The sequence below is a fragment of the Hyphomonadaceae bacterium ML37 genome (assembly GCA_027627685.1).
In the GTDB taxonomy this organism is placed as follows: Bacteria; Pseudomonadota; Alphaproteobacteria; order Caulobacterales; family Maricaulaceae; genus Oceanicaulis.
On the sequence record CP091241.1, the window covers coordinates 2,001,213 to 2,026,589 of the forward strand.

27 protein-coding genes are annotated in these 25,377 nt (G+C 67.5%); 13 read left to right on the forward strand and 14 right to left on the reverse strand.

The features are described from left to right. Positions 1-60 precede the first annotated feature (60 nt). Positions 61-270 carry a hypothetical protein gene (locus tag L2D01_09885; protein WBQ09205.1) on the forward strand — a complete coding sequence of 70 codons (210 nt, stop codon included), beginning with the start codon at positions 61-63 and terminating at the stop codon, positions 268-270. A gap of 51 nt (positions 271-321) precedes the next feature. Further along, entirely contained in the window at positions 322-507 is a 186-nt protein-coding gene (locus L2D01_09890; protein ID WBQ09206.1) for a hypothetical protein, read from the forward strand. 23 nt (positions 508-530) lie between these two features. On the opposite strand, the gene L2D01_09895 is transcribed toward L2D01_09890, so the two are convergent. Next, positions 531-836 (reverse strand): hypothetical protein, encoded by a 306-nt coding sequence (locus L2D01_09895; protein WBQ09207.1) that lies wholly within the window; start codon positions 834-836, stop codon positions 531-533. A gap of 4 nt (positions 837-840) precedes the next feature. Continuing rightward, positions 841-1,050 (reverse strand): sulfur carrier protein ThiS, encoded by a 210-nt coding sequence (gene thiS, locus L2D01_09900; protein WBQ09208.1) that lies wholly within the window; start codon positions 1,048-1,050, stop codon positions 841-843. A 104-nt stretch (positions 1,051-1,154) separates the two neighbouring features. Between thiS and aroQ the strand changes: the two genes are divergently transcribed. From aroQ to aat, 4 genes are read left to right on the forward strand one after another with little or no spacing between them, the layout of a single operon-like run. Continuing rightward, on the forward strand, positions 1,155-1,619 hold the full coding sequence (gene aroQ, locus L2D01_09905; protein WBQ09209.1) for a type II 3-dehydroquinate dehydratase: 465 nt from the start codon (positions 1,155-1,157) through the stop codon (positions 1,617-1,619). A gap of 15 nt (positions 1,620-1,634) precedes the next feature. Further along, on the forward strand, positions 1,635-2,132 hold the full coding sequence (gene accB / locus L2D01_09910) for an acetyl-CoA carboxylase biotin carboxyl carrier protein (protein WBQ09210.1): 498 nt from the start codon (positions 1,635-1,637) through the stop codon (positions 2,130-2,132). A gap of 13 nt (positions 2,133-2,145) precedes the next feature. Beyond that, entirely contained in the window at positions 2,146-3,495 is a 1,350-nt protein-coding gene (gene accC, locus L2D01_09915) for an acetyl-CoA carboxylase biotin carboxylase subunit (protein ID WBQ09211.1), read from the forward strand. A 15-nt stretch (positions 3,496-3,510) separates the two neighbouring features. Beyond that, on the forward strand, positions 3,511-4,161 hold the full coding sequence (gene aat, locus L2D01_09920; GenBank protein WBQ09212.1) for a leucyl/phenylalanyl-tRNA--protein transferase: 651 nt from the start codon (positions 3,511-3,513) through the stop codon (positions 4,159-4,161). On the opposite strand, the gene L2D01_09925 is transcribed toward aat, so the two are convergent. Together L2D01_09925 and L2D01_09930 are read right to left on the reverse strand one after the other, a co-directional pair. Then, entirely contained in the window at positions 4,128-4,532 is a 405-nt protein-coding gene (locus L2D01_09925; GenBank protein ID WBQ09213.1) for a DUF2155 domain-containing protein, read from the reverse strand. The two genes, aat and L2D01_09925, sit on opposite strands and share 34 nt — an antisense overlap. Positions 4,533-4,572: 40 nt before the next feature. Next, the gene (locus L2D01_09930) at positions 4,573-4,986 is read right to left on the reverse strand and encodes an NADH:ubiquinone oxidoreductase subunit NDUFA12 (GenBank protein WBQ09214.1); all 414 of its coding nucleotides are present in this window, start codon (positions 4,984-4,986) and stop codon (positions 4,573-4,575) included. 309 nt (positions 4,987-5,295) lie between these two features. Here L2D01_09930 and L2D01_09935 point away from each other — a divergent pair, with 309 nt between their 5' ends. The 3 genes from L2D01_09935 (at position 5,296) to L2D01_09945 (ending at position 10,167) form a co-directional block, all read left to right on the forward strand. After that, positions 5,296-7,200: a glycoside hydrolase family protein gene (locus tag L2D01_09935; GenBank protein WBQ09215.1), complete on the forward strand. Its 1,905-nt coding sequence runs from the start codon at positions 5,296-5,298 to the stop codon at positions 7,198-7,200. After that, positions 7,197-7,520 (forward strand): hypothetical protein, encoded by a 324-nt coding sequence (locus L2D01_09940; protein WBQ09216.1) that lies wholly within the window; start codon positions 7,197-7,199, stop codon positions 7,518-7,520. The genes L2D01_09935 and L2D01_09940 overlap by 4 nt, the downstream gene beginning before the upstream one ends. Positions 7,521-7,617: 97 nt before the next feature. Then, positions 7,618-10,167: a hypothetical protein gene (locus L2D01_09945; GenBank protein ID WBQ09217.1), complete on the forward strand. Its 2,550-nt coding sequence runs from the start codon at positions 7,618-7,620 to the stop codon at positions 10,165-10,167. Between the two features lie 6 nt (positions 10,168-10,173). Here L2D01_09945 and nadC read toward each other — a convergent pair whose 3' ends face one another. The 7 genes from nadC to L2D01_09980 form a co-directional block, all read right to left on the reverse strand. Next, the gene (nadC, locus tag L2D01_09950; GenBank protein ID WBQ09218.1) at positions 10,174-11,022 is read right to left on the reverse strand and encodes a carboxylating nicotinate-nucleotide diphosphorylase; all 849 of its coding nucleotides are present in this window, start codon (positions 11,020-11,022) and stop codon (positions 10,174-10,176) included. Continuing rightward, positions 11,019-12,542 (reverse strand): L-aspartate oxidase, encoded by a 1,524-nt coding sequence (locus L2D01_09955; protein ID WBQ09219.1) that lies wholly within the window; start codon positions 12,540-12,542, stop codon positions 11,019-11,021. The genes nadC and L2D01_09955 overlap by 4 nt, the downstream gene beginning before the upstream one ends. A 163-nt stretch (positions 12,543-12,705) precedes the next feature. Beyond that, positions 12,706-13,821 (reverse strand): quinolinate synthase NadA, encoded by a 1,116-nt coding sequence (nadA, locus tag L2D01_09960; protein WBQ09220.1) that lies wholly within the window; start codon positions 13,819-13,821, stop codon positions 12,706-12,708. Between the two features lie 149 nt (positions 13,822-13,970). Further along, entirely contained in the window at positions 13,971-15,011 is a 1,041-nt protein-coding gene (locus L2D01_09965) for a hypothetical protein (protein WBQ09221.1), read from the reverse strand. After that, positions 15,008-15,898 carry a 4-(cytidine 5'-diphospho)-2-C-methyl-D-erythritol kinase gene (locus L2D01_09970; protein ID WBQ09222.1) on the reverse strand — a complete coding sequence of 297 codons (891 nt, stop codon included), beginning with the start codon at positions 15,896-15,898 and terminating at the stop codon, positions 15,008-15,010. The genes L2D01_09965 and L2D01_09970 overlap by 4 nt, the downstream gene beginning before the upstream one ends. Next, entirely contained in the window at positions 15,895-17,571 is a 1,677-nt protein-coding gene (locus tag L2D01_09975; protein ID WBQ09223.1) for a hypothetical protein, read from the reverse strand. The genes L2D01_09970 and L2D01_09975 overlap by 4 nt, the downstream gene beginning before the upstream one ends. Positions 17,572-17,603: 32 nt before the next feature. Further along, on the reverse strand, positions 17,604-19,280 hold the full coding sequence (locus tag L2D01_09980) for an electron transfer flavoprotein-ubiquinone oxidoreductase (GenBank protein ID WBQ09224.1): 1,677 nt from the start codon (positions 19,278-19,280) through the stop codon (positions 17,604-17,606). Between the two features lie 144 nt (positions 19,281-19,424). Between L2D01_09980 and L2D01_09985 the strand changes: the two genes are divergently transcribed. Beyond that, positions 19,425-20,249: a uracil-DNA glycosylase gene (locus L2D01_09985; GenBank protein ID WBQ09225.1), complete on the forward strand. Its 825-nt coding sequence runs from the start codon at positions 19,425-19,427 to the stop codon at positions 20,247-20,249. Here L2D01_09985 and L2D01_09990 read toward each other — a convergent pair. Together L2D01_09990 and L2D01_09995 are read right to left on the reverse strand one after the other, a co-directional pair. Further along, positions 20,218-20,814: a TIGR04282 family arsenosugar biosynthesis glycosyltransferase gene (locus L2D01_09990; GenBank protein WBQ09226.1), complete on the reverse strand. Its 597-nt coding sequence runs from the start codon at positions 20,812-20,814 to the stop codon at positions 20,218-20,220. The genes L2D01_09985 and L2D01_09990 overlap by 32 nt on opposite strands. Continuing rightward, positions 20,814-21,518, reverse strand: a complete 705-nt coding sequence (locus L2D01_09995) for a glycosyltransferase (GenBank protein WBQ09227.1) — start codon at positions 21,516-21,518, stop codon at positions 20,814-20,816. Before L2D01_09995 ends, L2D01_09990 begins: the two co-directional genes overlap by 1 nt. An 85-nt stretch (positions 21,519-21,603) precedes the next feature. Between L2D01_09995 and L2D01_10000 the strand changes: the two genes are divergently transcribed. The 3 genes from L2D01_10000 to L2D01_10010 all read left to right on the forward strand — a co-directional run bounded on the left by L2D01_10000 (position 21,604) and on the right by L2D01_10010 (position 24,538). After that, positions 21,604-22,713 carry a PA0069 family radical SAM protein gene (locus L2D01_10000; GenBank protein ID WBQ09228.1) on the forward strand — a complete coding sequence of 370 codons (1,110 nt, stop codon included), beginning with the start codon at positions 21,604-21,606 and terminating at the stop codon, positions 22,711-22,713. A 52-nt stretch (positions 22,714-22,765) separates the two neighbouring features. Then, positions 22,766-23,374 (forward strand): ribonuclease HII, encoded by a 609-nt coding sequence (locus L2D01_10005; GenBank protein WBQ09229.1) that lies wholly within the window; start codon positions 22,766-22,768, stop codon positions 23,372-23,374. Between the two features lie 132 nt (positions 23,375-23,506). After that, entirely contained in the window at positions 23,507-24,538 is a 1,032-nt protein-coding gene (locus L2D01_10010; protein WBQ11635.1) for a site-specific DNA-methyltransferase, read from the forward strand. Between the two features lie 24 nt (positions 24,539-24,562). Here L2D01_10010 and L2D01_10015 read toward each other — a convergent pair whose 3' ends face one another. Beyond that, positions 24,563-25,321, reverse strand: a complete 759-nt coding sequence (locus L2D01_10015; protein WBQ09230.1) for a hypothetical protein — start codon at positions 25,319-25,321, stop codon at positions 24,563-24,565. Positions 25,322-25,377 lie beyond the last annotated feature (56 nt).

Below are 25,377 nucleotides of genomic sequence, written 5' to 3' on the forward strand. Positions count from 1 at the left end.
TGCCTCATCCCGCCCGTCCGGATCTGACCGGACTGAGCCGCACCTTGAAAGAAGCCTCTCATGCGCTCGCGCAAAAACGCCCTCGCCTACGTCCTGTTGGGCATCGCCGCAGCCAACGCCGCGCTGGCCGGCTTTTTCGTCGCTCAGGGCGCGGCCGGCGCCGCGATACTGTTTGCCATCATGACCGGCGCCGTGATTATCTTCATGTTGACCGGAGCCGCCAGCCAGGGCGTCGCCTGCACGGATCAGACGCCGCGAACCGATGGCTGATCCGGCGGGCCCGCCTCATGCCGGCGGCAAGACAACAGGGGATGTCACGCCATGCATTCAGCCATGAAAGGCGCGAGCTTCGTGCTCGCCATTGTCGGGATGCTGAACTGGCTCTATGCGCTGTACCGCACCCTCACCGGCACGCCGTTTGAGGACAGCCTGCCGCTCATGATCGGCGGTCTGGTTTGCTTCACCCTGATCGTGGTGCTGGGCGCCCAGAGCCGCAAGAAGCCCTGAAGGCGCGGGGCGCCAGGGTCGGTCTACGCGCCCAGTGCCTCGGCCCAGAGTTCAAAGATCCGGCGGGCGGCGGCGGCCTTGAAAAAATACCCGGCGTCGCTTCGGCGAAGCACGCCCTTGAGATCGGACGGGCTGGCCCGGTCCAGCAGGGTGCGAAGCACCGGCCTGAGGCGCTCCTGGTCTTCGGCATCAAGCCATTCAGCCGGCATGCGCGCGATGGCGGCTTCAAAACTTGCCGCGTGCTCTACGTCGTACATGAAGTCCTGATGAAAGCCCGCCATCAGCGTTCGCAAGGCGGCTGGCGGATCGCGCAGGATATTCAACGCCATTGCCTCACCCGCCTCCGACAAAGTGCACGATCTCCAGCCGGTCGCCCTCTTCAATGCCGATGGCGGCGTACTGACCACGCGGCGCGATTTCCAGATTGCGCTCCACCGCGACCTTGCGCGGATCAAGCTCCAGCGTCGCCAGCAGGCCGGTCAGGGTCAGCCCGGCGTCCACCTGGCGCGTTTCGCCATTGAGCTCGATCGTGATCTTTGGCATTTGTGCTGCGCTCTGGGGCAAGGGTTTGCTTGTTCTTCCGCCCCTTCACGTCGTAAAACTGAAGCCAGTCGTCAAGGCGCCCCGGCGCCCGGAGCCGGATCATCTTGCCAGACATCAAGCCCGTCCACGTGCTCAACGGTCCCAATTTGAACCTGCTCGGCGCCCGCGAGCCGGAGGTTTACGGCCATGCCACGCTGGACGATATCGAGACGCTGTGCCGCGAGACGGCGGCCCGCCACGGCGTGGAGATCGTGTTCGAACAGACCAATCATGAAGGCGTTCTGGTCGATCTCATCCAGCGGGCCGGGCGCGAAGCCAGCGCCATCGTGATCAATCCGGCCGCCTATACCCACACCTCGGTCGCGCTTCTCGATGCGCTCAAAGGGGTGGACGTTCCGGCTGTGGAAGTGCATCTGTCGCAACCGGCTGCGCGCGAGCCGTTTCGAGCTGTGTCCTACGCTGCGCGCGCTGCGGCTGGCAGTATTTCCGGCTTTGGCCCTATGGGTTATGCCTTGGGTATCGAAGCGGCGGTGCAGCTGGCGCGCGCGCGGATCAAAACAAGCCAGTAAAGGGGATTTGAATTCATGGCGTCCAACCCGTCCGGCCCGCAGGGCGATGCGAAGTTCGTGCGCGAACTGGCCAAAATCCTCAAAGACACCGATCTCACCGAGATCGAGGTGGAGCGCGGCGATCTGAAAATCCGCGTGGCGCGCGAGTTCCCGGCGGCCCCGGCCGTCCACTACGCCGCCGCCCCGGCTCAGGCGGCGCCCTCCCCTGCGCCGATGAGCGCGCCGGTCCCCGCCGCCGCCAGCGCGCCCGAAGCGGCCGCCGCTGATCCCAAAACCCATCCTGGCGCGGTCAATTCTCCCATGGTCGGCACCTGCTATCTGCGCCCCAGCCCGGACGCGGACCTGTTCAAGAAGGCGGGCGACGCGGTGAAAGAAGGCGAGACCATCTTGCTGATCGAAGCGATGAAGACCTTCAACCCGATCACCGCGCCCAAATCCGGCAAGCTGATTGAGATCCTCGTCGCCGAGGCCCAGCCTGTCGAATACGGCGAGCCTCTTTTCATCATCGGCTGAGGCGGATCTGCGCATGTTCGACAAGATCCTGATCGCCAACCGGGGCGAGATCGCCCTGCGCATCCACAGGGCCTGCCGCGAAATGGGCATCGCCACCGTGGCGGTGCATTCGGAAGCCGACGCCAACGCCATGCACGTGAAGCTCGCCGACGAGAGCGTGTGCATCGGCCCGCCGCCTGCCGGGCGCAGCTATCTGCACGTGCCGTCGATCATTGCGGCCGCCGAAGTGACCGGCGCCCAGGCGATCCACCCCGGTTATGGCTTTCTGTCGGAAAACGCGCGCTTTGCCGAGATCGTGGAGGCCCATGGCCTCACCTTTATCGGCCCCAAGCCCGAAACCATCCGCCTGATGGGCGACAAGATTACCGCCAAACAGGCCGCTGTGGACGCCGGCATCCCCGTGGTGCCCGGCTCTGACGGCGCTATCACCGACATGGCCGAAGCGCGCAAAGTCGCCAAATCCATCGGCTTTCCGGTTCTGATCAAGGCCGCTTCCGGCGGCGGCGGTCGCGGCATGAAGGTGGCCGAGAACGAAGCCAGCCTGGAATCGGCGCTCCAGACCGCCTCCTCCGAGGCCAAGGCCGCCTTCGGCGACGGCTCGGTCTATATCGAGAAATATCTCGGCAAGCCGCGCCATATCGAGATCCAGGTCATGGCTGACGAGCATGGCAACGTCATCCATCTGGGCGAGCGCGACTGCTCGCTGCAGCGCCGCCACCAGAAAGTGCTCGAGGAGGCGCCGTCGGTGGCGCTGGACGCCGCCGCACGCGCCAAGATCGGCAAGACCGTCACCGACGCAGTCAAGGCGATCGGCTATCGCGGCGCCGGCACCGTGGAATTCCTCTACGAGAACGGCGAGTTCTTCTTCATCGAAATGAACACCCGCCTGCAGGTGGAGCATCCGGTCACCGAGGCCATCACCGGCGTCGATCTGGTGCGCGAACAGATCCGCGTCGCCGCCGGGCTGGAGCTGGGCCTCACCCAGGACGATGTGAAGATCAATGGCTGGTCCATCGAGTGCCGGATCAATGCCGAAAACCCCAACACCTTCACGCCCTCGCCGGGCAAGGTGACCGAGTTTCATGCGCCCGGCGGGCTGGGCGTACGCCTCGATTCAGCGCTCTATGCCGGCTACACGATCCCGCCCTATTACGACTCCATGATCGGCAAGCTGATCGTGCACGGGCGCGACCGCCCGGAGGCGCTGATGCGCCTGAAGCGGGCGCTCGGCGAGATGGTCGTGGGCGGGGTGGAAACCACCATTCCGCTGCATCTGGCGCTCTTGGAAGAGCCGGCTTTCCTGGCGGGCGATTATCACATCCGCTGGCTGGAAAGCTGGCTGGCCGAACGCAATAAGACGTAAGGGGAGGTCCGCGCCATGCGCGGCTTCGGGGTCAAGGAATTGCTGGACTGCTATGCGCGCGGCGCGTTTCCCATGGCGGAAACGCGCGACGACCCGCGCATATTCCTGCTCGAGCCCGATGTGCGCGGCGTGCTGCCGCTGACTGACTTCCACATTCCGCGCAGCCTGCGCCGGACGGTCCGGCAGGACGTGTTCCACGTCACCGTGAATCGCTGTTTCGAGGCGGTGCTGCGCGGCTGCGCGGCGCCCGGCCCAGGCCGCGAGGACACCTGGATCAATGAGCGGATCGCCTCGCTCTATCTGGAACTCCACGCCGCGGGGCACGCCCACTCTGTGGAATGCTGGCGCGACGGCGCGCTGGCAGGCGGGCTCTATGGCGTCAGCCTGGGCGGAGCCTTCTTCGGCGAGAGCATGTTCTCGCGCCAGACCGACGCCTCCAAGACCGCGCTGGTGCATCTGGTGGCGCGGCTCAAAGCGGGCGGGTTCGAGCTGCTGGACGCGCAATTCCTCACCGCCCACCTGCAGCGCTTCGGCGCCGTAGCGACGCCGCGGGCGCGCTACAAGCTCATGCTGTCAAAGGCGGTGGCGCGGGAGGCTGATTTCTTCGCCCTGCCCGAAGGCCTGCCGGGCGCTCAGCTTCTGCAGTCGATGACCCAGACGTCATAGACCGGATGCTCCAGCGCATTGAGCCCCGGGCTCGACGCAAACATCCAGCCAGAGAAAATCTGCTCGCCCTCGTCTTCACCGCCGAAGCCGTCAGTGCGCCGGTCATTGACCTGCAGGAAGGCGAACACTTCAGGCGGCTCTTCGGGCGGGCGCTTGCGGCAATACTGCACGGTGATCGACAGCGCGCCGAACTGCACCGCCTCGCCCACCGGCGCTTCAAAATCGCGGGTGCGCGCTGTGACCTTGTCCAGTCCGCGCAGCACGGCGACCGTGCCGGGGCGCGAGGACAGCTCGCGCGCGCCATCGCCCTGCTGGGCGAGCGCGGGGGTGGAAATCAGGAGTGAAGCGGTCAGGACGAGCAATCGGATCATGGAAGTTATTTTGTCACGAGATGTGTGGCGGGACCATGGCCTATTCGCCCGGTTTCCACGGTTCATAATCGGAGGAGGTTTCCTGGCGCAGGCGCCGCGACCCGAAGCTTAGCGATCCGGCCGGGCGGTAGGCGCGCAGCGTGCCGGTATGGTTAGGCTCGTGATCGAGTTCCCATGGACGGCGCGCCATCGTCTCTTCGGTCGGGGCGTCATCAAACGTGTGGTGCAGCCAGCCATGCCAGTCGGACGGCACGCGCGACGCGTCGGCATAGCCCTTGTACACGACCCAGCGGCGCGTCTTGCCGTCGGCGCCGGTGCCGGCCTTGCGCTCCTGAAAATAGCGATTGCCGAACTGGTCTTCGCCCACCAGCTCGCCCGAACGCCAGATGGTCCAGGCCGCGCCAGCCGACGCGCCATTCCACCAGGTGAAAATCTTGGACAGGAAACCGAGCATGGGCCGTTCCTCATCAATCCGTATGAGCCCCGTATATGCCCCCGCCCGGCCCGCCGGTCCAGTGGCGGGGGGCAGCATAGCTGACGCCCGGTGGATGCCCTCGCTGGCGAACCGGGAGGCTCAATTCTACGTCGCGAACCACGGTTGCAAGTCAAATCGCTGCTGCTATTTGTAAATGGTAAAATATTCAAGATTGCGCTATATTTTTATGTCGATGGAGGTCTCATGCGTAAAATGCGACCGAACGCCACCATTACATTTGGTATATTTTGCTTGTCATGCGTACTTTGCGGGCTGGTCGCATGGAGTGTGTACAGAGGCTCGGATTTCCAGTTCCATCCGGAGCCCGGCCTGGAGCGCTATGCGGTGATCGCCGTGGCGGCTCACTATCGCAGACTGCCATCGCGGCCTGACTACATCCCGCACGCCAGAGCCATGGCGCGTTACGCCGAAGAGTCGGGCTACGCTCTGGTAGGCGGCGGGGTCATGATCGATCAAACCGGCCATGAACTTCGGCAGGCCATTGATGTGCTGGGAAGGCTCACCGAGGACGGCGCCGAGGCGCTGGTGTATTTCGCCGGCCATGCAGTCCCCGGCAATGACACGATTTTCCTGTTGGGCGCCGACGCCGCGCCCCTGCCCATGGCCCGCTTCGCCGAAGGCGGCATCCGCGTCAAGGATATCTGGAGCCATCCTTTGGGCTCGGGCCCGTCCCGGACCACGATCCTGATTGAAACCCGAGGCATGGGCGGCCTGTTCAGCGGCGGCATGACCAGCTACGGCACCGGTCTGGACACGCTGGAGCCGCCTGTAGGGGTCACCCTTGCAATCAGCGACCGGGACGGGCCGGTCACGGTGGATACACGGGCGCTGCGCCTCACGCGGCCGGACCGGCGAAGCCTGATCCCGGACATGCTCAGCCCGGCCGCCGGCCACTCAATTGTCTTCACCCCGACCCTCATTGAGCTTGACGCTCTGAACAGTCCTGACCTGCTAATCAGCCTGGCGGACGTCTGCCTGACGGTACACGAAAGATCATCAAGCCAGATCAACCCGCTAGTGCTTGGCCGGTCGGTCGTGGCCGCGGTCCGTCCCGGGCTTCAGCTCCCCCTCCCGCCGGCCGCCGTGGACGAGGACGCTGGCGGCACTGCGGTTGATAGCGAGGCGGCTGATCCCGCCCCGGACGTCCCGCCCCCGGACGTCTTGCCGGAGGACGCCGTGACGCAAGACCTCATCGCCGTTCCCGTCCCACCCGTTCCGGCGCCCATACCGGCGCCAGGACCCAGCCGCGCGGGGCAGTCGGTCATCGAGCTGATCCAGATGTTCGAGGCGTTCCGGGCCGAAACCTATCTCGACCAGGCCGGCATCAGGACCATCGGATATGGCCATACCGGGCGCGAGGCCCGCGCCGCCAATGTGATCAGCCATGAGCGCGCAGTGGAATTGCTCATGGAGGATATCGACATCGCCGCGCGGGCGGTCAGCACAGCGGTCTCGCGCGATCTGACTGACAATCAACGCAACGCCCTGATTTCGCTGACGTTCAATATCGGCGCCGAGGCCTTCGGCAATTCCACTCTGGTGCGCCTGATCAATAGCGATATTGAATCGGTGAGCGCCGCCGAATTCCTGCGCTGGGTGCATGCGCGCGTGCCCGGCGTCGGCATGCGCGCGCTCCGGGGTCTGGAAAGCCGGCGCCAGCTGGAGGCGTTTCTGTTTCTCGTCCAGGATGACGGCGTGGATGCGCTGGGTCTGATCCTGAGCTTTGAGCCTTTCCGGCCCAGCGCCACACGGGTCAATGACTGTTCAATGATCGGCTATGGCCGCGCCCTGGCGCCCTGCACACAGACGTTCGACGTCCAGATCAGCCAGATCGAGGCGCTTCAATATCTGCAGCGCGAAGCCGGCATGATCGAAAGCGAGATCCGCGCGCTGGTGGTCGTGCCCGTCTCGGACGGGCAGATGGCGGCGCTGATTTCCTTCGTCCATCAGAACGGGCTGGAGGCGCTGGCGCGGTCGCGCGTCCTGTCCCGCCTCAATCAGGGCGACCATACCGGCGCCGCCAATGCCCTGCGCCTGCACAATGCATTCGTCGGCGGTCCAGCCATGCAGGTCGGCGCCAGCCATATTGAGCGGCGCGCAGCCGAGGCGGCGCTGTTTTTCGCTCATGGCGGCGACTATGTCGTCAGCCGGCCGGACGGCGGCGCCTCATGATCAAGTTCGCGGCCCCCCTTGCGGCGATCATGCTCGCCGCGGCGATCTTCATCCTTGATGGCTGGACACCTGCAGGGTTCGCCCACGGGCTTTTGTACGTGTTTCCCGTCATGTTGTTGCGCCACCAGCCGGCCGCCATCCAGGCCGCCATGGCGATGGTGGCCGTTGCCTTGATTGTGGCGGGTTATTTCACCTCGCCCGCAGGATCTCTCGACGCCTATATCCTGCTCAATCGAAGCCTGCCGGTTGTTGTGGTGGCGGTGATCGCGATCCTGCAGTTGCGGGTCCGCGCGGGCGGCCTGCGCTCCGGCGCCCCTTAGGTCCGCGCAGCGCCGTTCAGGATTCGCGCAAAACCGCCGGGCTCCGGTACGATAGCGGTGATTCGCGCGCTCGCGCGTTCGCCTGCAAGGAGCCGCCATGACCGTCACTGCGCGCCTGACCCTGGCCGAGGCCGGACACGCGTTTGAGAGCCGCCCGCTCCTGGCGGCGGATCCGGACGCGCTGGACGCGCCCGCCGACGCCGCGCTGCGCGCCCCCGCCAGCTGGAGCCCGCGCGCCTGCGCCGCCTTCGCCGCGCTGACCGGCGCCGGGTTTGACGCCAACATGGACGCAGAAAGCCTGATCAATGAGCTGGCCGCCCGGCTCGCCGGCGCGTTCTCCAAGGCTGACGCAAGGCTCGCCCAGGCCGAGATCACCGCCTCGCTGCTGGCGCGCGAAGCCTGCCCGGCGCCAGCGCTGTGGCGCGGCGAAGGCCTGGAGACGCCCGCGGCGCCACTGGCCGCCCGCGCGGAAGACCTGTCCTCTGTCCTCCACGATCTCAACGCCGCCGCTATGGGCCAGGCCGCCGCTGATGTGGGCGCGCGGGTGCTGGCCGAGCGGCTGGAAGCCGTGGCGCTGGCGTGCGTGAACTGCACCGGCGCGGAAGCCGAGTGTTTCGACCCGCGCCACAACCGGGCGCTGGCGCGCGCCGTGCGCGCCGCCCGGCGCGACGGAGCGCCGGATACGATGATCGAGCGGGCCATCGCCCGCGCCCGCCAGGGCGTCACCACGCCAGAGGCGGGCTTGAACACGGCCGCGCCGGTTTTCACCCCGTCCCCGGTGCGTCTGGACACGAGCTTCTTTGACCTGGCCGATGCTGACGGCGCGCTTCAGACCGGCGAGCCGGCGCGCAAACTCGCCGGTCAATTGGCTGAAGCCCTGTGGACACATGGCCTGCCTGTGCTTCATTTCACCGGCGCGGCGCCGGCTCCTGCCCCCGCCATCACGCTGGAGCTGACGCGTTTCGTCACCGGCGATGGCGTTGACTTTTCAGCCTTGTCCGCCGCCGCCAGCCTGTGGGGCGCCATTGCGGAAGCTGCCGGCGGATCCCTCGCCCTGTCCGGTCTGGGCGCGGCGCTGTGCGCAAAGGGCCTCGCCTATGACAGCGACGCCGCCCGCGACGCCGCCGCCGGGCTCATCGACGCCGCGTCGGCCAGCCCGGCGCCTTTGTCGCTTGCCCGCCCGGACGCCCTGTCCCTGACCTTCCTGGGATCGGAATCCATTGGCGTGCACCCGCCCGCCGCGCTGGATTCAGCCGACGGGCAAGGCTTTGCCGCCTGTATCGACAGCGCGCTGTCGGACCTGCCCGAAGACATCCGCGCGCAGGTGCTTGCCCATGCCCTGGGCGCCCGCTCTCTCACCGGTCACAAGGCCGACTGGCTCGACGCCTTGCGCCGGCAGGGCGTGGACGACGGCGCCTTTGCCCGCATCAATGCGGCGCTGGCCGACGGCATTCCGCTGCGCTACGCCATCAATCGCTGGAGCCTGGGGCCGGAGATCGCCCAGCGGTGCGGCATCAGCCCGGAACGCTTTGACCGGGCAGGCGGAAAACTGCTGGAGGCGCTGGGCGTCGACCCGGTCGATATCGCCGCCGCCGAGCGCTATGTGCAGGGCGCGGGGCGTCTCGATGACTGCCCGGCCCTGACGCCGGAGCGCCGCGCCGTGTTCGCCGACCCGGCGCCGCAGGCGCGCCTGGCCATGGCTGTGGCGGTGGAATCTGTCCTCGGAGCATCCTGCGAACTGGAGATCGCCTTGCCCGGCGCCGCTGGCATGGACGAGGCCGGCGCCCTGGCCGCCTCGGCGGCGCGCCTCGGCCTGCACGCCATCACCATCCGCCGCGAAGGCGAAGCGCTCTATGATCTTCTGAACACGATCGAATTTGACGGCGGCGATTACGGCCCGCGCGATGTGGTCACCGAGGAGCGCATCGTGGAGCGCCTGGTCGAAACCGTCGTCGAGCGCGCCGCCGCACGGCGCAAACTGCCCGACCGGCGCAAGGGCTATATCCAGAAATCCACCGTGGGCGGCCACAAGGTCTACCTGCACACCGGCGAGTTCGATAATGGCGAGCTGGGCGAGATTTTCATCGACATGCACAAGGAAGGCGCCGCCTTCCGCTCGTTGATGAATAATTTCGCCATCGCCATCTCCATCGGCCTGCAGTACGGCGTGCCGCTGGAGGAGTTTGTGGACGCCTATCTGTTCACCCGCTTCGAGCCGGCGGGACCGGTGGAGGGCAATGATTCCATTACCTTCGCCACATCCATCCTGGACTATCTGTTCCGCGAACTGGCGGTGAGCTATCTAGGGCGCGAGGATCTGGCCCAGACCGAAGACCCGCGCGCCGACACGGCCGGGATTGGCCGGGGCGTGGCCAGCGAAAAGCTGATCGCCCAGACCGATCCGGCGAGCCTCATCTCGCGCGGCTTCTCACGCGGCCAGCTGCCCGACAATGTGGTGATGCTCGCTTCGCGCCCGCGCAAGCCCGCCGGCGAAGCCTCGGCCTCCGGCGCCGCCGCGCCGGCCCGCGCACCCGCGCCGGACTATTACGGGGAGCCCTGCCCGGAATGCGGTCACTTCACGCTGGTGGAACAGGGCGCCAGCGTCGCCTGCGACGCCTGCGGCTGGTCGGGTCCGCCGCCGGGCTGAGACCCGTCAGACCGCATCCAGCCCCAGATCCAGAACGGGCGCGGAATGGGTCAGGGCGCCGACGCTGATCACGTCAACGCCGGTCTCGGCGATAGCGCGAATGGTCTCGAGCGTCACGCCGCCTGACGCCTCCAGCGTCACCCGGCCCTTGGCAGTCGCGACGGCCAGGCGCAGATCATCCAGCGAAAAATTGTCCAGCAGCACGCTTTCCGCGCCCGCCTCCAGCACCTCAGCGAGCTGGTCGAGCCGGTCAATCTCCACCGCGATGCGGGTCATGTGACCGCAAAACGCGCGCGCCCGGCGCACCGCCTCGCCCGCGCCGCCGCACACCGCCACGTGATTGTCCTTGATCAGCACGGCGTCATCCAGCCCGAACCGGTGCGAGGCCCCGCCCCCGGCGCGCACGGCCTGTAACTCCAGCGCCCTGAGGCCCGGCGTGGTCTTGCGGGTATGGGCGACCACGCAGCCCGTGCCCGCAATGGCCGCCGCATAGCGCCGGGTCAGCGTCGCCACGCCCGACAGCCGCCCCAGGAAGTTCAGCGCCGCCCGCTCCGCCGCCAGGATGGACCGGGCCGGTCCGCTGATCCGCGCCACTGTCGCGCCCGCCTGCAGCTCCCCGCCATCGCGGACGAGCCATTGCACGTCGACGGTTTCATCAACCTGATCGAAGACCTCATCGGCGGCCTGCACGCCCGCCAGCACGCCATCCTTGCGCGCCGCGATGACGAATTTGGCCCGGGCGCCGTCGGGGATGGTGGCCAGCGATGTCAGATCGCCCCGCCCGCCCAGATCCTCATCCAGCGTCATCGACACGATTTCCGCGACGATGCCGCGCGGGACAGGCGGGATGTTCATTCAGCCACTCCGGCGGCGGGCAGGCGCGGCGCAAGGGCGCGCGCCTCATCAAGGGTCAGGCGGGTCGAACAGGCCACAGCATCCGTCATCGGGAAGTCCTGACGAAAATGCGCGCCGCGGCTTTCGGTGCGCGCCAGCGCCGCCACAGCGGTCAGGCGCGCGGCGATCAGGGCATGGGCCGCGCCATAGCGCGCTTCCAGATCATCGATCACGGCGATCAGGCGGGCAAGACCGGCGCCATCACGCTCCACGCCCGCTTCCGCGCTCATCACCTGACGCAGGCGCTGCAGCGCGGGACCGGGCAGCAGGGGCGGCGCTTCAGCCCGCCCCGCTGCTACCTGTCGGGCCGGCGCCTCGCGCAGCGCTTCAGCGGCGCGGCGGCCGAACACCAGCCCGTCGAGCAGAGAGTTGGAGGCCAGACGATTGGCGCCATGCACGCCCGGCGCGGCGCATTCGCCCACGGCGTAAAGGCCCGGCACGCCGGTATAGCCGTTAAGGTCCGTGGCGATGCCGCCCATGTGATAATGCGCCGCCGGCGCCACCGGGATCGGCTTCACGCGCGGGTCGATTCCGGCGCTCATGCAGGCGGCAAAGACCGAAGGAAAGCGCTCGGGGAAGGCCTCGCCCACGGCGGCGCGCGCATCGAGGAACGCGCCCTTGCCGGTGCGGCGCTGGCGGTGGACGGCCCGGGCGACCACATCGCGCGGGGCAAGCTCAGCGTCCGCATGGACGGCGCGCATGAAGCGGCGGCCTGACCGGTCGATCAGAATGGCGCCCTCGCCGCGCAGCGCCTCGGTGGCCAGCGGCGCCGGATCGCGCCCGATATCAATGGCGGTGGGGTGGAACTGGACAAATTCAGGATCGCGGATCACCGCGCCCAGCCCGGCGGCCATGGCCAGCGCCTGACCCTGGCTGGTCCAGGGCGTGGTGGTCACGGCGTAGAGCCCGCACAGAGAACCGGTGGCCAGCACCACATCGCCTTCCAGTGGCGCCAGTACATCATCGCTCCTGCGCGCCAGCACGCCCGCACAGCCGCCATCGGATGCAGGCAAAAGCGCTTCGGCCCGCCAGCCTTCGCGGATGTCGATGTGATCTGCGGCGCGCACGGCCTTGATCAGCGCGGCGAGAATGCCGGCCCCCGCCTGATCGCCCTTGACCCGCGCCACCCGCGCGCGGCTGTGGGCGGCCTCGCGCGACAACGCCCATGCGCCATTTCGCGAACGCTCAAACGGCGCGCCGAGCGCGTAGAGAGCTTCGACTTCGCCGGGTCCGGCTTCGGCCAGAATATGCGCCGCCGCCTCATCCACAAGCCCCGCGCCCGCCGCCACGGTATCGGCCGCATGCAAAGCCGGCGCATCGTCACGCCCCAGCGCCGCCGCCACGCCGCCCTGGGCCCAGGCCGTCGACGCCCCCTGCCCCAGCGGCGCGCCGGTCAGCAGGATCACGCGGCGCGGCGCTGCATGCAGCGCCGTCCACAGCCCCGCGATCCCGGCGCCGGCGATGATGAGGGGACGGGTCACAACTCAGCTCCGAAATTCGGGTCCATGAACGGGATCTTGTCCTCCCCCGCTTGCGGGGGAGGTGTCGGCGAAGCCGACGGAGGGGGGAAAGCCGCGTACGCCCCCCTCGGCCCTTCGGGCCACTCCCCCCGCAAGCGGGGGGAGACAGGCCGCGCCGCCATGCTCACACGCTCACATACGGCACGGCGACGGCCGCCTTGCCGGTATCGAAGTGCGGCGGAGTGGTGAGGCGCGGCAGGTCCAGCATGGCCTGCAGGCTGGCGCGGGCCATGGCCGCGATCTCGGGTTCCACATGGACCTCGTGCTTCATGTCGCGCAGGGCTTCGTAAATGCCCTTGAGCGTGATGCGCTTCATGTGCGGGCACAGATTGCAGGGGCGCACGAACTGAACGCCCGGATTCTCCACCGCCACGTTGTCGCTCATGGAGCATTCGGTGATCAGGATCGCCGTCTTGGGCGCGTTGTCCTTCACATAGGCCGCCATGGCGCCGGTGGAGCCGGCGAAATCGGCCTTCGCCATCACGTCGGGCGGGCATTCGGGGTGGGTCAGGATCACCGCGTCGGGGTGGGCGGCGCGTAAGTCGTCAATGTCCTGCGCGGTGAATTGCTCATGCACCTCGCACGAACCCTTCCATGTGAGGATTTTGATCGAGGTCTGGGCGGCCACGTTTTTCGCAAGATACTCGTCGGGGATCATGATGACGGTGTCCACGCCCCATTGCGCGGCGGCGGCTTCCACCACCTGCACGGCGTTGGACGAGGTGCAGCAGATGTCGGAATACGCCTTCACCTCGGCCGACGTGTTCACATAGGTCACGATCGGCAGGTGCGGATAAGCCGCCTTGATGGCGCGCACGTCGGCGCCGGTGATGGAGGCCGCCAGCGAGCAGCCCGCCGCCATGTCCGGGATCAGCACCGTCTTGTCCGGCGAAAGGATTTTCGCGGTTTCGGCCATGAAGTGCACGCCGGCCTGAACGATCACGTCTTCCTTCGCCTCGGCGGCCACCTGGGCGAGCTTCAGGGAGTCGCCGGTGATATCGCCCACGCAGTTGAAGATTTCCGGCGTCATGTAGTTGTGCGCCAGGATGCTCGCGCCGCGCTCGACTTTCAGCCGGTTGATGGCGTCGATCAGCGGCGCAAAGGCAGGCCACTCCATGGGCGTGACGACATCCTTCACCCGGTCGTACAGATGATCGGTGCGCACCTTGACCGCATCGTCATAGACGAGCGCGTCGGCTTCGGGCCAATCATTGCCGGTCGTGAAATGCATGCCGTCCATGGCCAACTCCTTTTGCTCGAATTGAGCATTTCTCGGGCCCTAAGAAACGGCGCGGGATGGAGAGGGGCGCGCCGCACTTATGCTCTTAGTGAGCCTAAGGTGGGGTGGACTATACGCACGGCAAGGGCGCAGGCAAGAAAAATATCTTTTCAAGGACGGTTTTTGGCGCCGGGTCCCGGTTTGCCGCCGGTCACACGCCCCGCGAGGATGTGCAGCGCAATCAGGATCGCGGTCCATATCCAGAAGGCTATAAACGGCGCAATATCAGGCCCTTGCGCCGCCGCAAGCCCGGTCAGGACAATCAGCACCGTCAGCCCGCCATAGACCGCCGCCACGCGCCCGTGGCTCCATCCGCCATCGATCAGGCGCTGATAGGCATGCTCGCGGTGGGCCTGCAGCGAGAAGCGGCCATGGCGCGCCCGGCGCAGCAGCGTCAGCAGCACATCGGCCAGGAACACCAGAACGAAGAGCGGCGCCAGCCAGAGCGATCCGGGAAAGCCGTGTCCGGCCAGCGCGAGCGCTCCCCCGGCATACGCCGCCCCGGCGCCCAGCGCGCCCACATCACCGGCGAACACGCGCGCGGGATGCCAGTTGAACAGCATGAACCCCGCCAGCGCCGCCGCCAGCGCGGCGCCGGCAATCACGCTGGCGTTGACCCCGGCTACAAGCCCGGCGACCGCCAGACCGATGCTCGCCGGGATCATCACGGCGGGCAGCATGCCGTCCGACCCGTCCATGAAATTGACCGCATTGACCGCCACGAACACGAACAGCGCCGAGCCCGCCCAGCCCAGCCAGACCGGCAGGCTGATACCCGTCGCGCCATCCACCGGGATATGGGTCACCGGCCCGGCGACGGCGGCGAGCGCAATGCACAGACACACGCTGGCGATCAGCTTGCCGGCTTCGCCCAGCGTGATCAGGTCATCGGCAAAGCCCATCACGGCGAAGGCTGCGGCGATGATCAGAATCCCCGCCAGCGGCCCGCCCGACAGCGCGAACGCGCTGGCGGCGAGCGCCCCGGCGCCCAGCCCCGCCATCACGCCCAGCCCGCCCGCGCGCGGGGTCGGATTCACATGGCTGGAGCGCGCATTGGGCATGTCCAGCACGCCCGCACGCCATGCCAGCACCGTCACGATAAGGCTGGCTGCAAAGGCAGCCGCCATGATGGCGAGAATCGCGAGGCTCATACCGCCCCCGCCAGCGTCACCGGCGCCGCGGTCCAGTCGGGCCGGGCGCGCTGGATGAGCGCCGCGCTCTCGCGCGCCGCATCCAGCGTCTCGAATATGGCAAAACAGCTGGCGCCGGAGCCGGACATGCGCGACAGGCGCGCGCCGGGCAGATCCGCCAGCAGATCCAGCGCCTCACCCACCGCCGGGCAGAGCCTGCGGGCGGGCGCTTCGAGATTATTGGCGTCGGCCGAGAGCCGTCGCAGTGCGCCCTCCAGATCACCCGCAGCCATCACCGCGCCCTCAGTGAGGGGGGCCGGATCACCGTCATCAAAAGCCTTGAACACCGGCCCCGTGGACAGTGCAGCGCCCGGATGCAGGATCAGGGCGGGCAAGGCCGGCCAGGCGGCGAGCGGCGTCACCACCTCGCCAATCCCGCTCATGCGCGCCGCGCGGGCATGCACGCACACCGGCACGTCGGCCCCGACCGCCGAACCGATCTCGGCCAGCTGGCGCAGCGAAAAATCCAGGTCCCACAGCGCGGCCAGCGCGCGCAGCGCAGCCGCCGCATCCGACGACCCGCCCCCCAGTCCCGCCGCCACGGGCAGGCGCTTGGTCAGGGTCAGGCGCGCGCCCAGCTCACGCCGCCCGGCGGCGGCCCGCAGCGCCCAGGCGGCCTTGAGCACCAGATTATGCGGCTCGTCTGCAAGCGCCCCGGCGCGATCGCCCTCGATGGCGAGCGTCAGCTCATCGGCAGGCTCGGCGATGAGCGTGTCGCCCCAGTCGGCGAAGACCACAAGGGAGTCCAGAGCGTGATAGCCATCAGCGCGGGCGCGCCCGACGCGGAGTGTAAGATTGACCTTGGCGGGGGCGAACTGCTCCACGCCTGCGCGCAGAGACAGGCTCATGACGCCTCCACCGGCCCGGCTTCGAGGCCGAGCGACAGGCGCCGTTCGATCAGCGCCGTGAGTTCCGGGTCCGGGTCCAGCTCCAGCGCCCGGCGCCAGTGGAAGCCCGCTTCCAGCTCGCGGCCCGTCGCCGCATAGACATCGCCCAGATGCCAGGTGATCACCGGATTGCCGGGCTGCCGCTCGATGGCGCGCTCCAGCCAGTCCACGGCTTCGCCCGGATAGCCGGCGCGGTAGAACCCCCACCCGACCGAGTCGAGATAGGCCGGGTTGTCCGGCTCCAGCGCTGCGGCGCGCTGGACCATGTCCAGCCCGCGCTCCACCTCGCCGCCCTCCACGATCAGGGAATAGCCCACATCATTGAGCACGGCCGGCTGATCCGGCGCCAGCTCCAGCGCGCGCAGCATCAGGGGCGCAGCTTCGTCCCAGCCGGCGCGCGACAGCCTGCAGCTGCCGGCGAAATAGGCATGGCGCCAGTCCACGGCTTCACCCGCGGCCTCGGCCTCATCGATCAGCGAGATGTACAGGGCTTCCGCCGCCTCGCAATCGCCTGTCGCCTGCAACAGATTGGCCAGCAGCATGCGCAGGCCGGGCGACGCCGCCGACCCGCCCAGCGCCCGCGCACGAGCCAGCGCCGCGTCTGTGCGGCCCGCTTCGAAATCGAGCCAGGCGCCTGAAATTGCGGCGCGCTCGGCGAAGGGACCTGCATCTACGCCGCCATAGGCGCGCCGGGCCGCCGTGGACAGGCCCAGCGATTCCAGCGCATCCGCCACGGCCAGCGTATTGCGGTCGAAACCGGGGTCGAGGCGTTGGCCGAGGCGCAGATAGAGGACGGGAAACTCCACCGGCGCGCGCGACATCAGCAGCATGGCCGGTCCATGGATCGCGCGCGCGGCGGCCTGCGGCGGGTCGGGAAAGCGCGGCGGCCGCCCGCCGGACTGCACCCGCGCCAGCGCCGCCAGCAGCTCCGGGTCGCCCTCCTGTCCGGAGCGCGCGATCTGGCGCTCATAGAGCGCGGCGGCCTCTTCGCGGCGCCCGCGCCGCTCCAGAAACGCGCCCAGCAGAACAGTGGTGTAGTCGCGCAGGCCCAGCGAATTGTCTGCGGCCCGATAGGCGCTCTCGGCGCGCTCAAACGCGCCGCCCGCCTCCAGCAGCAGACCCTGATGGATCAGCAGATACCCCGCCGCGCCCATGGGAATGTCATGATCGGACGCCGCTTCAGCCGCCGCAGAGGCGCGCCCGCGCCGCACCCGCTCCCAGTCGGCCAGCATGATCGCGATCAGCTCGCCGAACGGGCCGTAATCTGTGGCGTCCGGCGCCGCTGAGCGCCCGTCCGCGAGCTGCGCGGCCAGACCATAGAGGCTGGCGATACCGCCCACGCCGCCCTCACGCCCGGCGTCGGCGGCGAGCCGGTCCGCGCGCGGAAAATCGCCCGCCATCAGCGCCGTGGAGAACGCGCGGTCGGCCACCATCGGCAGGTCGGGCTCATGCCCGTAGGCGGCGTCGTAATACGCGGCGGAGGCTGCGATATCGCGCATCTGCGCCGCGTACCGCGCCGACAGGAAGGCGCCATAGGCCGTCTGCGGCGCGTCGTCGGGCGTCAGGAATCGCGGCCCGCTCGCGCAGGACGCGGCCGGCAGGGCCAGGGCCAGGATGATGATCAGTGTGCGCATGGCACCCGCGGAACGCTTGGACGCTCCACGCCTCACATGTTGGGGTAATTGGGACCGCCCGCCCCTTCAGGCGTGACCCAGTTGATGTTCTGGTTGGGGTCTTTGATGTCGCACGTCTTGCAGTGCACGCAGTTCTGCGCGTTGATTACGAAGCGCTGCTCGCCGGTCTTGTCATCAGGCACCCACTCATAAACCGCCGCAGGGCAATAGCGCGCCGACGGGCCGCCATAGACGCCCAGCTCGCTCTGCTTTTGCAGATCCATATCGGCGACCTTGAGGTGGACCGGCTGGTCCTCCTCATGATTGGTGTTCGACACAAACACCGAGGACAGGCGGTCAAACGTCAGCACGCCATCGGGCCTGGGATAGGTGATGGGCTTGCAGTCGGCCGCAGGCTTGGTGGCGGCATAGTCCGGCCCGCCATGCTTCATCGTCCCGAACAGGGAGAAGCCGGGGATCAGGCGGTTGGTCCACATGTCCAGCCCGCCCAGCGCCACGCCCAGCACCGTGCCGAATTTGGTCCACATCGGTTTGACATTGCGCACGGATTTCAGCTCGGCATGGACCCAGCTGCACTCATAGGCCGCCTGGTAGGCGTCCAGCGTGTCATGGGCGCGGCCTTCGGCCAGAGCCGCCGCAACCGCCTCGGCGGCCATCATGCCGGTCTTCATGGCGTTATGGCTGCCTTTGATGCGCGGCACGTTCACAAAGCCCGCCGAGCAGCCGATCAGCGCCCCGCCGGGGAAGGCCAGCCTGGGCACCGACTGGAAGCCGCCCTCGGTGATGGCGCGCGCGCCATAGGACAGGCGCTCGGCGCCCTCCAAGATCGGCGCGATCTCGGGATGGGTCTTGAAGCGCTGGAACTCGCCGAACGGGAACAGGTGCGGGTTCTTGTAATTAAGGTGCACCACGAAGCCGACGGACACCAGATTGTCGCCGAAATGATAGATGAAGGACCCGCCGCCGGTGGAATTGTCCAGCGGCCAACCCATGGTGTGCTGGACCCGGCCCTTGTGGAAATTCTCCGGCTTCACGCGCCAGAGTTCCTTCAGGCCCAGCCCGTATTTCTGCGGCTCGCGGCCCTCGTCCAGTCCATAGGCGCGGATCAGCTGCTTGGACAGATTGCCCCGCGCGCCCTCGGCGATCAGCGTGTATTTGGCGCGCAGCTCCATGCCGGGCTGGTAGGAATCCTTGTGCGAGCCGTCCTTCGCCACGCCCATATCGCCAGTGATCACGCCCTTGATGGCGCCGTCTTCTTCGATATAGCTGGCAGCCGGGAAGCCGGGATAAATCTCCACGCCCAGCGCTTCGGCCTTTTCGCTCAGCCAGCGGCACACCGTGCCCAGCGAGCCCACAAAGCAGCCGTCATTGTGCATGAAGTCCGGCATGGCGAAGCCGGGGATGGTGGCCGACCCCGCCTCGCCCAGCATCACGAACTTGTCTTCAGTCACCTCGGTGTCGAACGGGTGTGACGGGTCATCGCGCCAGCCGGGCAGAAGCTCGTTGAGCGCCTTGGGATCGAGCACGGCGCCGGACAGGATGTGGGCGCCGACTTCAGAGCCCTTCTCCAGCACCGCCACGGACACATCCTGCCCCGCCGCCTCAGCTGCCTGTTTCAGGCGGATCGCCGCAGCCAGGCCCGCTGGGCCGGCGCCGACGATGACGACGTCATATTCCATAGCTTCGCGCTCAATCGTCTGATCGGCCAAACTCGCCTCCCGCTGACTCTATCCGTCTATCCCATCGCGCAGCGCCGTCACTGGCGCGCGCCTCAAACCCGTCTTAGCCTAGGGCCTTCACATGAGCTAGGGCGAACGCCGCCCGCAGCCATATCGCTTGCAGAGCCCGGCCCGATGTCCGCCCCCTTAAGCCCAGAAGACATCCGTGTGCTGAAAAGCCTGACCCAGTGGTGGGATCAGGCCGGCGTGGACGTGCTGGCGCCCCTGCCCGAGGAGCGCACCCGGCAGAGCCAGCCCCGCCGCGCGCCGGCGCCCGCTCAACAGCCGCCCGCACAATCGGCCCGCGCCACGCCCCAGGCCGCCCGCGCCGCCGGTTATGGCGCCCCGCCGCCGTCCGGCGAGGACGCCCGCGCCGCCGCAGCCAAGGCCGATAGTCTGGATGCGCTGAAAGCCGCGCTAAACGCTTACGAAGGCTGCCCGCTGAAAGTCACCGCCACACAGCTCGTGTTCGCGCGCGGCAATCCCAAGGCGCGGGTCATGGTGGTGGGCGAGGCGCCCGGGCGCGAGGAAGATATCGCCGGAGCGCCTTTCGTGGGCCGGTCCGGGCAGTTGCTGGACCGGATGCTGGCGGCCATCGGGCTCGGCCCCGAGGATGCCTATATCACCAATGTTGTGTTCTGGCGCCCGCCGGGCAATCGCAAGCCCACCGACGGCGAAATCGCCGCCTGCCGCCCCTTCGCCGAGCGCCATATTGCGTTGGTGAAGCCGGAGTTTCTGGTGTTCGCCGGCGGCATCGCGGCCCAGTCCATGCTGCGCTCAAACGTGGGCATCACGGCCCTGCGCGGACGCTGGGGCGCGTTCACGCCCGAGGGTGGCGCGGCGATCCCGGCCCTGCCCCTCTACCACCCGGCCTTCCTACTGCGCCGTCCGCAGGAGAAGGCGCGCGCGTGGGAGGATTTGCTGAGCCTCAAGACGCGCCTTGACGGTCAGGACGCCTGAGATCACTCGCCTCGTCCACATCCCGCAAGGTGCGCAGGCGGGCGATGGACAACCCGCTGGCCGTCAGCCGCGCTTCCAGATCGCTGCACGTCTCACGATGGGACCAGCGCACGCCGTCAAACAGGCCGCGCGGCGCCGGGCCGTTCAGCGCCAGCAGCCAGTAGCCGCCATCCTCGGCCGGGCCGATCACCGCGTCATGGCGCTTCAGCTGTGCGAACGCCGCAGCGATATCGCCGCGCGACACGTCGGGTGCGTCGGTGCCGATCACGCAGACCGGCCCTCGCCGCGAAAACGCCCGCGCCTGCCGCTCGCCCAGATCGCCGCCGCCCTGCCCCGCCCGCGCCACGCCCTGCGGCCAGACGCCGGGAAAGCGCCGCGCCACAGCCCGGTCCGGCGCGATGGCCAGCACGAGGCGCCAGCGCGGATCATTCAGCCGCCGCACCAGCCGCGCCGTCATGGCGCGATAGATCCGCCAGGCGCTGACCTTGCCGATGCCGCGCGCCAGCCGCGTCTTGGCGCCGCCGATTACGGGGGCCTTGGCGAAGATCACCAGGACCGGGCGCATCAGGCCCGGTAGACTTGTGCAAGCCGGGCCGGATCAGCGCCAAGGAAATACCGCCCCAGAAGCACCAGATTGCGCCGCGAGCGGCGGCCATAGCCTTCAGCGCGGAACTTCGCCGCGCTGGTCACCGCCGCGCTGCGTAAGCGCGCCAATCGCCGCCGGCCGATGCGGCGCACGATATCCACGTCCTCAAACAGGGCCATGGGCTTGTAGCCGCCGATCCGGTCATAAAACTCCGCCCCGATCAACAGGCCCTGATCGCCATAGGGCAGCGCGAACGCGCCGCACCGCGCCGCTACCGCCGCCTCCAGCCGGCGCGCGGCGGGGGAAAAATCATCCAGCGCAAAGCGGAAATACCCCGCCCGGTCGCGCCCGGCATGGGTTTGGAAAAAACTCGCCGCCTCGCGCGCCCAGCCTGGCTGCAGCACGGTGTCAGCGTGGAGGAAGAGGAGCCAGTCGTTAGCGCCAGTGATCGCGCGCGCCGCCTGCGCCCCCGCCGCCAGCTGCGCGCCGCGCCCGCGCGCGCCGGTCACGATCCGGCAACCCGCCTTGCGCGCGATCTCCAGCGTCGCGTCGTCCGACCCGCCATCTGAGATGATCACGGCGCGCAGCAGCCCCGCCCGGCGCGCCGGCGACAGGCTGTCCAGCGTGCGCGCCAGTCCTCCAGCCGCGTTTAATGTTGGAATGACAATGACCAGCGCGCCCATGGCGATGGTTGAACCGTGCGTCCTGGTGAAAGTCAACCGGATTTTGTTCTTGCTACGTTCCGTTTTTGGAGTCAGCTTCAGCCCCATGAGCCCGCCCCTGACCCCTGCCCGCGCCGCCATGCCTCTGCCTGAGCCCTTGCGGCCGCGCGGGCGGGGCGCGGCCTCCAATGATGCGGGCCGGTTCGAGCGTCAGACCCGCGAACCCGCTGATGACGGCTGGAGCGGCGCTGACGAGGCCGCGCCCAAATTGCGCACCACGCTGATCAAGGACAATACCCGCACCATTATCAGCCGCAATGACAGCCCCGACATCAGCTTTGACCGCTCGATCAATCCCTATCGCGGCTGCGAGCATGGCTGCATCTATTGCTACGCCCGGCCCAGCCACGCCTATTGGGGTTATTCGGCAGGCATTGATTTTGAAAGCCGGCTCTTCTTCAAGCCCGGCGCGGCGGACCTTCTCGAAGCCGCCTTCCGCAAGCGCGGCTATCAGCCCGAACCCCTCCTCATCGGCGCCAATACCGATGCGTATCAGCCGGTGGAACGCCAGCTGCGCCTGACCCGGCGCCTTCTGGAGGTGTGCCTGGAGTTCCGCCATCCCGTCAGCGTGATCACCAAGTCGGCTGGCATCGTGCGCGATCTTGATCTGCTGGGCCAGCTGGCCGAATTGGGCTTGGCGAAAGCCGCCATCTCGCTGACCACGCTGGACGCGAAACTGGCCCGCGCCATGGAGCCGCGCGCGGCCACGCCCCGGCGCCGGCTGGACGCGATCCGCGCCCTGACAGACGCCGGCGTGCCGGTCACCGTGATGACCGCGCCCATCATTCCCGGCCTCAATGATCACGAGACCGAGGCGCTGCTGGAGGCCGCCGCTGGCGCCGGCGCGCGCGATGCCGGCTATGTGCTGCTGCGCCTGCCGCTGGAGGTGCGCGATCTGTTCAAGGACTGGCTCGCCCTCCACCGCCCCAACGCCGCGAGCAAGATCATGAGCCTCATCCGCCAGACCCGCGGCGGCAAGGATTACGACGCCCGCTGGCATGTGCGCGGCGTCGGCGAAGGCCCTGTCGCAGACCTTATCGCCACCCGCTTCCGCGCCGCCGCGCGCCGGTATGAGCTTGACGGGCCAAGGACGGCGCTGCGCACCGACCTGTTCCAGCGCCCGCTGGCGGAGAACGCACAGATGAGTTTGTTCTAGGATGGCCCCGTACGACTCACTCGAATCCGGTGAGCTCAGGGCGGGGGTACGCATGACTCAAACGCTGATCGCCGGCATCGACGAAGCCGGCCGCGGCCCCCTGGCGGGGCCCGTCGTGGCCGCTGCGGTGATCCTGCCGGCGGGGTTTTCCGCGCTGGATCAGCTCGACGATTCCAAGAAGCTCACGGCCAGGCGGCGCGAGGCGCTGGCGGCGGTCATCCGCGCCGAGGCGATGGTGAGCATCGCGCTGGCTGAACCCGCCGAGATTGACCGGCTCAACATTCTGCACGCCACGCTGGCGGCCATGGCGCGCGCGGCGGCGGGGCTCATGCGCCCGCCGCAGCTTATCCTGATCGACGGCAATCAGGTCCCGCCGGGCCTGCCTTGCCCCGCCCGCGCCCTTGTCGGCGGAGATTCCAGCGAGCCGGCCATCGCCGCGGCCAGCATCATCGCCAAGACCGTGCGCGACGCGCTGATGGCGCAGGCCGAGGCGCGCTTTCCCGGCTATGGCTTCGCCGGCCACAAGGGCTATCCCAGCCCCGTTCACCGCGCCGCCCTCGAGGCGTTAGGTCCCTGCCCCCTCCATCGGCTAAGCTACGCCCCCGTGCGCGCCGCCTGGCGAAAAAGCGGCTTTGCGCGGCGTATGATGAATCCGGTTTAACCAACGGGTAAGCCGGACTGATTCATGCCTGTGCTCGTGACGAGTTTCCAAACGCGAGGCGAACCGGTGTCAGGCGCAGACAAAAACAATCTCCCGGTCGATCAGATTCTGGTCGGCGATTGCGTGGAGGTGATGGCGGGCCTTCCTGACGAGAGCGTCGACCTCGTCTTCGCCGACCCGCCCTATAATCTGCAGCTGGGCGGCGATCTGCACCGGCCGGACAATTCGCGCGTCGACGCGGTGGACGATGACTGGGACCAGATCGGCAGTTTCGACGATTACGACCTGTTCTCCTGCGCCTGGCTCGAACAGGCGCGCCGGGTGCTCAAGCCCGATGGCGCGCTGTGGACCATTGGCAGCTATCACAACATTTTCCGCGTCGGCGCCTTCCTGCAGGACATGGGCTTCTGGATCCACAATGACGTGATCTGGCGCAAGTCCAACCCGATGCCGAATTTCAAGGGCACGCGCTTCACCAACGCCCACGAAACGCTGATCTGGGCCGGCAAGACCAAGGCCTCGCGCGTCACCTTCAACTATGCCGCCATGAAAGCGCTCAATGACGGGGTGCAGATGCGCTCTGACTGGACGCTGGCGATCTGCGCAGGGGGCGAGCGCCTCAAAGCCGCCGACGGGCGCAAGGCGCATCCGACCCAGAAACCGGAATCGCTGCTGCACCGCGTGCTGCTGGCCACGTCCAATCCCGGCGACATTATCCTGGACCCGTTCTTCGGCACCGGCACGACGGGGGCCGTGGCGCGCAAGCTGGGCCGCCACTTCATCGGCATTGACGCCGATGAGGGCTATGCCGACATCGCAAGGCGGCGCATCGCGGCGATCAGCCCCACCGCCGACGCCGACCTGAAAGTCACCCAGTCCAAGCGCGAACTGCCGCGCATTCCCTTCGGCGCTGTGGTGGAGGCGGGCCTGCTGAAAGCCGGCGACACGCTGTATTGCGCGCAGGGGCGGCGCACGGCCCGCGTGCGTCCCGACGGCACGGTGACAGCGGGCGGCGAGACCGGCTCGATCCACCAGATGGGCGCCCATGTCCAGGGCGCGCCGGCGTGCAATGGCTGGACGTTCTGGCATGTGCGCCAGTCGGGACAGCTCGCCCCCATCGACGTGCTGCGCGCCCGCATAAGGGCGCAGATGGAAGGGGCGTAGCCTGGAGACGGCCTCAATCCGGGGTCAGTAGCACTGCGCCCACGCTACGTCCGACACAAACTCGCGCACAAAGGCGGTCAGCGCCATCAAAGCAAATCCTTGACCCAACTCACGCGCCAGCTCATTTCGCACTTCGTTCACCACGAAATCAGTTCCAACGCTGCAGACATTGTCCCGCTGCAAGACAGACATGCCTAAATCCAGGGCCCGGCCGACGTTTCGATTAGCCTCAGACTGATTCGTATTGCACGAATTCATCACACCACAGACGATCAGCCATTCCACAGCAGCGGAGCCGATCGCCTGCCCGATAGCTTCACCGACATTGAAACTCGTATACCTGACGGTCCAAGTTCCAGGACGGTCGTCAACCGACCATGCTTCCAGATAATAGCGGCGTCCCGAAGAACCATCATTGGCAAACATCAGGATATCGCCGAACTGGTCGTTCGTCGTGTCAGACGCCACGACCCCGGTGACGGATGCGCGCCAAGCATTGCTCGGCGCAACGCCCGTTCCAACCCTGATATCGTTGTTCCCGATGCCTGAAGTGCGACGGAACCCAACGATGCCAACACTCCCTGAATTCAGATAAACCGAGTAAACAATATACTTGTATCTGTCAGATGATGAGTGACTAAATGTATTAGAGCCCCTTTCACTGATAGTGAAGGGGCCATTCAGAGATTGACTAAAGGAATTGCTGGCAATTACAATTATATTAATTACAGCAATCGAAAAAATGATGCCTGAATTTATTAATAGTTTACGTATAGAATACATTTAAGAGCCCCCCCCTTAGTAATAAATTATCTTAATCTTATTTTTATGGGCTAAAT

What these genes read in the sequence shown, in the direction of transcription:
- aat (WBQ09212.1), top strand. Translation starts at nt 3,511, where the DNA reads ATGCGCGGCTTCGGGGTCAAGGAATTGCTGGACTGCTATGCGCGCGGC.
- L2D01_09965 (WBQ09221.1), bottom strand. Translation starts at nt 15,011, where the DNA reads ATGAGCCTCGCGATTCTCGCCATCATGGCGGCTGCCTTTGCAGCCAGC.
- accB (WBQ09210.1), top strand. Translation starts at nt 1,635, where the DNA reads ATGGCGTCCAACCCGTCCGGCCCGCAGGGCGATGCGAAGTTCGTGCGC.
- L2D01_09990 (WBQ09226.1), bottom strand. Translation starts at nt 20,814, where the DNA reads ATGCGCCCGGTCCTGGTGATCTTCGCCAAGGCCCCCGTAATCGGCGGC.
- thiS (WBQ09208.1), bottom strand. Translation starts at nt 1,050, where the DNA reads ATGCCAAAGATCACGATCGAGCTCAATGGCGAAACGCGCCAGGTGGAC.
- L2D01_09890 (WBQ09206.1), top strand. Translation starts at nt 322, where the DNA reads ATGCATTCAGCCATGAAAGGCGCGAGCTTCGTGCTCGCCATTGTCGGG.
- L2D01_10005 (WBQ09229.1), top strand. Translation starts at nt 22,766, where the DNA reads ATGACTCAAACGCTGATCGCCGGCATCGACGAAGCCGGCCGCGGCCCC.
- L2D01_09925 (WBQ09213.1), bottom strand. Translation starts at nt 4,532, where the DNA reads ATGATCCGATTGCTCGTCCTGACCGCTTCACTCCTGATTTCCACCCCC.
- L2D01_09975 (WBQ09223.1), bottom strand. Translation starts at nt 17,571, where the DNA reads ATGCGCACACTGATCATCATCCTGGCCCTGGCCCTGCCGGCCGCGTCC.
- L2D01_09940 (WBQ09216.1), top strand. Translation starts at nt 7,197, where the DNA reads ATGATCAAGTTCGCGGCCCCCCTTGCGGCGATCATGCTCGCCGCGGCG.
- L2D01_09995 (WBQ09227.1), bottom strand. Translation starts at nt 21,518, where the DNA reads ATGGGCGCGCTGGTCATTGTCATTCCAACATTAAACGCGGCTGGAGGA.
- L2D01_10000 (WBQ09228.1), top strand. Translation starts at nt 21,604, where the DNA reads ATGAGCCCGCCCCTGACCCCTGCCCGCGCCGCCATGCCTCTGCCTGAG.
- L2D01_09895 (WBQ09207.1), bottom strand. Translation starts at nt 836, where the DNA reads ATGGCGTTGAATATCCTGCGCGATCCGCCAGCCGCCTTGCGAACGCTG.
- L2D01_09885 (WBQ09205.1), top strand. Translation starts at nt 61, where the DNA reads ATGCGCTCGCGCAAAAACGCCCTCGCCTACGTCCTGTTGGGCATCGCC.
- L2D01_09985 (WBQ09225.1), top strand. Translation starts at nt 19,425, where the DNA reads ATGTCCGCCCCCTTAAGCCCAGAAGACATCCGTGTGCTGAAAAGCCTG.
- L2D01_10010 (WBQ11635.1), top strand. Translation starts at nt 23,507, where the DNA reads ATGGCGGGCCTTCCTGACGAGAGCGTCGACCTCGTCTTCGCCGACCCG.
- L2D01_09930 (WBQ09214.1), bottom strand. Translation starts at nt 4,986, where the DNA reads ATGCTCGGTTTCCTGTCCAAGATTTTCACCTGGTGGAATGGCGCGTCG.
- L2D01_10015 (WBQ09230.1), bottom strand. Translation starts at nt 25,321, where the DNA reads ATGTATTCTATACGTAAACTATTAATAAATTCAGGCATCATTTTTTCG.
- nadA (WBQ09220.1), bottom strand. Translation starts at nt 13,821, where the DNA reads ATGGACGGCATGCATTTCACGACCGGCAATGATTGGCCCGAAGCCGAC.
- L2D01_09970 (WBQ09222.1), bottom strand. Translation starts at nt 15,898, where the DNA reads ATGAGCCTGTCTCTGCGCGCAGGCGTGGAGCAGTTCGCCCCCGCCAAG.
- accC (WBQ09211.1), top strand. Translation starts at nt 2,146, where the DNA reads ATGTTCGACAAGATCCTGATCGCCAACCGGGGCGAGATCGCCCTGCGC.
- nadC (WBQ09218.1), bottom strand. Translation starts at nt 11,022, where the DNA reads ATGAACATCCCGCCTGTCCCGCGCGGCATCGTCGCGGAAATCGTGTCG.
- L2D01_09945 (WBQ09217.1), top strand. Translation starts at nt 7,618, where the DNA reads ATGACCGTCACTGCGCGCCTGACCCTGGCCGAGGCCGGACACGCGTTT.